The organism is Cylindrospermopsis sp. CR12, assembly GCF_001432185.1.
GTDB lineage: Bacteria > Cyanobacteriota > Cyanobacteriia > Cyanobacteriales > Nostocaceae > Raphidiopsis > Raphidiopsis raciborskii.
The window spans coordinates 109,539-115,795 of record NZ_LMVE01000011.1; the positions used below are offsets into that span (position 1 = coordinate 109,539).

At 39.2% G+C, this 6,257-nt stretch carries 8 protein-coding genes and 1 pseudogene; 4 read left to right on the plus strand and 5 right to left on the minus strand.

All coding sequences use genetic code 11. The annotated features are described in order from the left end of the window. Positions 1 to 62 precede the first annotated feature (62 nt). Both ASL19_RS18380 and ASL19_RS18385 read left to right on the plus strand, forming a co-directional pair. Positions 63 to 800 (plus strand): annotated as a pseudogene (locus ASL19_RS18380) (protein kinase); the annotation flags it as partial. Positions 801 to 881: 81 nt separating this feature from the next. Beyond that, positions 882 to 2,186 (plus strand): YcjF family protein, encoded by a 1,305-nt coding sequence (locus ASL19_RS18385; RefSeq protein WP_057177007.1) that lies wholly within the window; start codon positions 882 to 884, stop codon positions 2,184 to 2,186. Positions 2,187 to 2,208: 22 nt separating this feature from the next. Here ASL19_RS18385 and ASL19_RS01495 read toward each other — a convergent pair whose 3' ends face one another. Both ASL19_RS01495 and ASL19_RS01500 read right to left on the minus strand, forming a co-directional pair. Beyond that, positions 2,209 to 3,033: a hypothetical protein gene (locus tag ASL19_RS01495; protein WP_235528895.1), complete on the minus strand. Its 825-nt coding sequence runs from the start codon at positions 3,031 to 3,033 to the stop codon at positions 2,209 to 2,211. 59 nt (positions 3,034 to 3,092) lie between these two features. Continuing rightward, the gene (locus ASL19_RS01500; RefSeq protein WP_006276054.1) at positions 3,093 to 3,422 is read right to left on the minus strand and encodes a hypothetical protein; all 330 of its coding nucleotides are present in this window, start codon (positions 3,420 to 3,422) and stop codon (positions 3,093 to 3,095) included. A 26-nt stretch (positions 3,423 to 3,448) separates the two neighbouring features. On the opposite strand from ASL19_RS01500, the gene aat reads away from it, so the two are divergent. Continuing rightward, entirely contained in the window at positions 3,449 to 4,042 is a 594-nt protein-coding gene (gene aat, locus ASL19_RS01505; RefSeq protein ID WP_057176993.1) for a leucyl/phenylalanyl-tRNA--protein transferase, read from the plus strand. A 21-nt stretch (positions 4,043 to 4,063) separates the two neighbouring features. Here the strand turns inward: aat and ASL19_RS01510 are convergent, their stop codons facing one another. Continuing rightward, positions 4,064 to 4,267, minus strand: a complete 204-nt coding sequence (locus ASL19_RS01510) for a hypothetical protein (protein ID WP_006277992.1) — start codon at positions 4,265 to 4,267, stop codon at positions 4,064 to 4,066. 2 nt (positions 4,268 to 4,269) lie between these two features. Further along, a complete protein-coding gene (gene def / locus ASL19_RS01515; RefSeq protein ID WP_057176994.1) occupies positions 4,270 to 4,842 on the minus strand; it encodes a peptide deformylase in 573 nt (190 codons plus the stop codon). 149 nt (positions 4,843 to 4,991) lie between these two features. Between def and ASL19_RS01520 the strand changes: the two genes are divergently transcribed. Then, positions 4,992 to 5,417: a DUF29 domain-containing protein gene (locus ASL19_RS01520; protein ID WP_057176995.1), complete on the plus strand. Its 426-nt coding sequence runs from the start codon at positions 4,992 to 4,994 to the stop codon at positions 5,415 to 5,417. A gap of 219 nt (positions 5,418 to 5,636) precedes the next feature. Here the strand turns inward: ASL19_RS01520 and ASL19_RS01525 are convergent, their stop codons facing one another. After that, positions 5,637 to 6,239, minus strand: a complete 603-nt coding sequence (locus ASL19_RS01525) for a Na(+)/H(+) antiporter subunit B (protein ID WP_072149057.1) — start codon at positions 6,237 to 6,239, stop codon at positions 5,637 to 5,639. Between the last annotated feature and the right edge of the window lie 18 nt (positions 6,240 to 6,257).

The window sequence follows — 6,257 nt, forward strand, 5'->3', positions numbered from 1 at the left end:
TATACTCGTTATATTACTGACAAGAATCCTACCAACTTAAAATTCATATGGGCGTGAGTAAGATGAATACAATCTGCTGTCTAAATCCGCACTGCTTAAATTACAATCCAGACAATTGTAAATACTGCCAAAAATGTGGTAGCAAATTAATCCTGCGAGAAAGATTCATTCCCAGAAAAATTCTGGGACAGGGAGGGTTTGGACGCACATTTTTAGCAACAGATACGGGAAAACCCTCCCAACCTTTATGTGTCATTAAACAATTTTTACCCCAAGCTCAAGGAACAGACACTATTGACAAAGCATCCCGTCTATTTAATCAAGAAGCAAGACAGTTAGAGGAGTTGGGCCAACATCCCCAAATCCCAGAACTGTTCGATTATTTTACCCACCCTGAGGATAATCGTCAGTATTTAGTTCAAGAGTATATAGAAGGTGATACTTTGGAGGTAGAACTCCAGAAAAAAGGAGTGTTCTCCACCACCCAGATAAGGGAACTATTAATAGAGTTGTTAAATATTCTAGCATTTGTCCATGAAAAGCAGGTTATTCATCGTGACATTAAGCCAGAAAATATAATTCGTCGTGCTATGGACAGTAAACTTTTCTTAGTAGATTTTGGTGCAGCTAAAGTGGTGGATGGACAAGCTGAAATGAAGGAGGGTACAGTTATTGGTTCCATGGAATATTGCGCTCCGGAACAAATTAGAGGTCAAGCCACATTTAGTAGTGATATATATAGTCTGGGTGTAACTTGTATGTACTTGGTTACTAATGTTGACCCTACTAGCTTTTATGATACCACAACAGAAAAATTTTTATGGCGTAACCATCTAGGTACTAATTCTGTCACTGACCAACTGGGAAGAATTTTGGATAAAATGACAGCATCTGTCCGTGAACGTTACCAGTCAGTTGGTGAAGTGATAAAAGAATTAAATTTTGCTGAGTCGAATCAGTCCGAAACTAAATCAGATGTTAACCCGGTCAATTATTGGCAAACATTAGTTTCCCGTGCTGTAGAGAAAGGGAAACAAAGTGTACAACAATGGTTTAGTATTAATGATAGTCAAGTGGCAGAAATTTTGGCCACAGTTACTAGTCAATTACCCACTACAGAAGCTTTATTACTTGGGAAACCACAAACTGGTAAAAGTTCAATTGTTAGGGGTTTTACAGGTGTGTCTCCAGAGATTATTGGTCAGGGTTTTCGTCCCCACACTCAAAATACAGAAAGATATATCTATCCTAATAATGATTTACCATTAATTATTTTTACAGACACAGTAGGTTTGGGCGATACTGACAAAGATACAGAGGTTATTATTCAAGAGATAATTAAGGATTTAAATACTGGAACCAAGCGAGCAAGAGTTTTCATACTAACTGTAAAAATCAACGACTTTGCCACCGATACCCTACGAAATATTGCCCAAAAATTACGTCAGCAGTATACACATATTCCCTGTTTATTGGCGGTAACATGTTTACATGAAATCTATCCACCGGATATGAAAAATCACCCTGATTATCCACCAAATTTTGCAGAAATTAATCGAGCATTTGATGAAATTAAAGCTAACTTTTCCGGGTTATATGACCGAGCAACTCTGGTAGATTTTACCTTAGAGGAAGATGGTTATAGTCCAGTTTTTTATGGACTAGAAGCATTCCGAGATAGTTTAACCAGTCTTTTACCAGAAGCAGAAGCTAAGACAATTTATCAGTTGTTAGATGAACAAGCGGGAGATAAATTAGGCAATATTTATCGTGATACCGCTAGAAGATATATTTTACCTTTTTCCATTATGGCCACTACTTTAGCAGCAGTACCTTTACCCTTCACTACTATGCCAGTTTTAACAGCTTTACAAGTTTCCATGGTTGGACTTTTGGGCAAATTATATGGTCAAACTTTGACCCCTTCCCAAGCAGGTGGAATTGTTAGTACAATTGCGGGTGGTTTTTTGGCTCAAGCTATAGGAAGAGAATTAATTAAATTTATCCCCGGTTTTGGCACTGTAATTGCAGCATCTTGGGCGGGTGCTTATACCTGGTCTTTGGGTGAAGCTGCTTGTGTTTATTTTGGAGATTTAATGGGTGGTAAAAAACCCGATCTACAAACAATTCAAAATGTCATGGAACAGAGTTTTCAATCTAAACAGAATACACAAAAGGAGGAATGAGATACTATAATAGTTTGGGTGGCTATCCATTCCCAGATTCTCTTAGAGCTTGTAGAAGTAGGTCTGTTAAATTTAATTTTTTCCCCCATTCTCCAAGATAGTCAAAGTCGAGAAGTTCCTTTTGGAGTTTTAACACACCTAAAATATCTCGCCACTGTTTTTGAGATTCGCTGTTATCCATCCGAAACCAGAGGAGTTTTTGTAGGATTGTATCTTCCGGTGTACAGATATAGAAAGATTTAGTCCTATCCCCATCCGGAAGGTGTAGCACACGACGAGACATTTGAGAAAGGGAAAATTCATCCTCTTTCATCACAAAAATGTCAGCTTTTTCCGTGGTAGTTAAATGGATGACATTAAATGATAAAGTCTTTCCATTCACAGCTTCTTCCACAGCAGTATAGCTGATATGGAATTGATCTGTCATGGACCTAATTAGTGGCTGAATTTGACTATTTTCAATGTTGGCGATTACATCCAAATCCTGGGTGAGTCTCACCTCCCCCTGGAGAGAACTAGCAACTGATCCTCCCACATAATAAATGATATCCAATGAACTCAAGATAGATGCTAACTCCAGTGCTAACCAAATTGGATCCTCTATCATTAAATCTCTCTCATATTTTAAACCTGATAATAAATCAGCCCACTTATCTCCCAATCGCTTTCTAATATAGTATTCTCTGATTATATCTTGTGAAGCATTGGGAAATTGGCTTTTAATTCCCGCTAATGCTAATATAGAACCGCGTTTTGTTATTCGTTTAAATAGAGATTCTTTTTCACCTGAACTCATGTTTCGCCAAAGTCTAAACTGTACTTGTTCAGCTGCGAACGAAGTATCCATAGACTGGGTTCGGTAGTTCACCGGTTTGCTTACTGTCATACTCAAATAATAGTTACCCGTTAGTACCCACAACAACGGTCAATCCCTAAACTATCCAATAACAGATCGCTAACTGCGTTGGCGATCGCAAATTCCCCATAAAAGCTTTTAGAAAAATCAAAAGACTGCATTTCGGTCACAATAGCAATCACCAAGGAACCCAAATCATTTTCCCCCTCCATACGTTGTCTAACAAAAATCTGGGCTGCGCGCTGGGCAATTTTCTGATTAACCACTTCCGGGAGGAATTCCGTATCCAACCACTGTAGAAGTCGTTTTTGTAACCATTCCCCCTCGATTTGGGGATTTTCTGCAGGTGGTAAAGTAATAGGAGAAATAGGTTGGTTCATTTGAATTCTGGTGTTTTTAAAAAACGATGAAACGTGATACTGATGATACTTATGATGTTAATATTATTATTCAAGGTTATGCTCAAGGATATTTTCTCATGGCCGATGAGTATAATCAACTTAGATGGTACAGAAGTAAGGAACACACCCTAATTCCCCTAGATGAAAGATTCCGCTATCCTAGGTCCTTACAAAGGGCTCTCAATCAACAGAGATTCACAGTCAAGATCAACCGGGATTTTATGGGAGTAGTTAGGGGGTGTGCCAATCGGGAAACTACCTGGATTTCCCCCCAACTGCAACAAATCTACTGGTTATTGTATCAAGCTGGTTATGCTTACAGTTTTGAAACCTGGCAAGGTGATCAATTAGCAGGGGGGATTCTAGGAATTGTCATCGGTGGTGCTTTTATTGGTGAGTCCATGTTTTATCACATCCCCGAAGGATCCAAAGTAGCCATGGTTAAACTGGTAGAAAGACTGCGGGAGAGGAAATTTCTTGTGTTTGACGCACAAATAATGAATCCTCACCTGGCCAGATTTGGTGCTTATTCCATTCAGGTTGAGGAATATAACACCTTACTGGGTTTAGCCATTGCAGCATCCTGCGATTTTCCGTAGATAGGGAGATTACTCCAACCCCTATTTAATATTCGCCCGTGCGTCCTTGACCGCAGCAACAAACAACAAGACGGTCACAGGAATACTAATAGCCAAAATAATAGCAGTGGTTTGGAAACCAAAATTAGGTTGCCCATAACTAAGTTCAAATACCGAACCAACAGCAGCGATCGCTGTTACACAGGAACCACCTAAAAACAGACCACTTTTGGGAGTTAAATACACAGCTAGATCACCTCGACTAATGGTTTAACAGCTTGATGAGAGAAACCATTTTTAGACAGTTCCTCCGTCAAACTGAGAGAATTTTCCACACGATCAACAAATACCACACCATTGAGGTGATCCATCTCGTGTAAAATACATCTTGCCAACAAATTATCAGCTTTTAGGGTCTGAGGACGGCCATATTCATCTTTATAGGCAATTTCTACAATTTTTGGGCGTTTGACCTCCAAAAAAACTTTGGGGATGCTTAAACACCCTTCTTGAGCAACACAAAGCTCACTACTAACTTGTTTAATTACAGGATTAATCAATACCAATGGGGGTATTTCCGGCTTATCAGGGTTACAGTCAATAACAACTAACTGTTTATTAACTCCCACCTGAGGTGCGGCCAAACCAATACCATCTTCGCTGTACATAGTTTGGAGCATATCTCGGATCAGTTGACGAAGTTCATCATCTATTTTAGTGATCCGTTTAGCAGGTTGACGGAGAACCCGGTCACCTAAGTAATGAAGTTTCAGGGGAGGTTTTGTTAACTTTTTCTTTTCGACAGTGATACCAGAGGACATAGTTAGATTAACGATTAGATGAACGACTAATGACTAATAAGTGCCTAATTAATTCTATCCTGATTTTCAGGGGAATTTTTCATCAAAGAAGTGAACTCTAGGCTCTAAAGTATGGCAAAATATCCTGGTCACCAATTTTGGATCTCCAAATGAAGTCTCAAATATCCCTATATGAGCAAGATTTTGCCCTATGGTCGGAAAGGATGGCCGACCTAATTGCTGCCAAACGTTTTGAAGATCTAGATATAGATAATCTGGTAGAGGAAATTAGAGACTTGTCTAAACGAGAGAGAGATAGATTATTGAGTAGTTTTCGTCTAATTCTCCATCACTTACTTAAATGGGACCACCAACCTGAAAAACGCTCTCGAAGTTGGCAAATTACCATTGAAAGGGAGAGAAAGAATCTTGATTTATATTTGGAGGATAGTCCTAGCCTAAAACGCTATTTTTGTCAAGAGTGGGTAAACAAAATGTATCCTACTGCCCGATTAGACGCAATGAAAGAGGCTGAAATAGATATGCCACAAGACTGTCCTTATTCCCTTCAAGACGTAGTTGAAAGAATACTGTAATAGAATTTACCCCCCGAATACTCCTGGTTTTGGGATATAATTCCTCCTGTTAACCTAGACCCAGCGAAATGCTAGGATTGGAACAGGAATTGCTTAGAATTTCCCAGGGACATCTGAACTTAATTGAGAACTGTCCCAGGAATTTCCAGCATACATGTTTAGTGCGATCGCATCGCCTCGTAGGTTAGCTTTAAACAACAAGTTAAAGTTAATTAACAACTATAATAAACCTCGATGGCGAATAAAAATCAAAACCGCCGCCCAAGATCCCAACGCCACCTTCACTGCAACAATAATATTTAATATGGGTAGGATCCCACCACTAAATAATTTCCCCAGTTCTCCATGAGGTAACTCAAATCCTGATAAAGTAACCACCGATAACACGATAAAAATCAAAACTGAAATCTTCTCCCATATAGCTGCATGATACCGCTGATAAATATCCTGCATCCATTGATAAGATGAAGTAATTGCTACCAAACCTATTGCTGTTCCACCCGCAACACCTGCAGCAAATCCCCCCCCAGGACTCAGATGTCCTCTAATTGCTAATTCTATACCCACTAACGCTGCAATAGTTGCTCCCAAACGAGCTAGGGTGATAGATGCTCTATCTTTGAACTGATAAATAGTACAAGATGGATTTTCACTGGCTAGTAAAAAATTACATCCTAAAATGGCAATTGTAAATACAATAACTTCAAAAATGGTATCGTAAAGGCGATTCCTAAAAATAATTCCCGACACTGCATTCACAACCCCGCTTTCAGCAACTACTTTTTCCGTGATAGAAATACCCGCTGGAACTATATTGGACATCTTACCGGGTGACAAGGG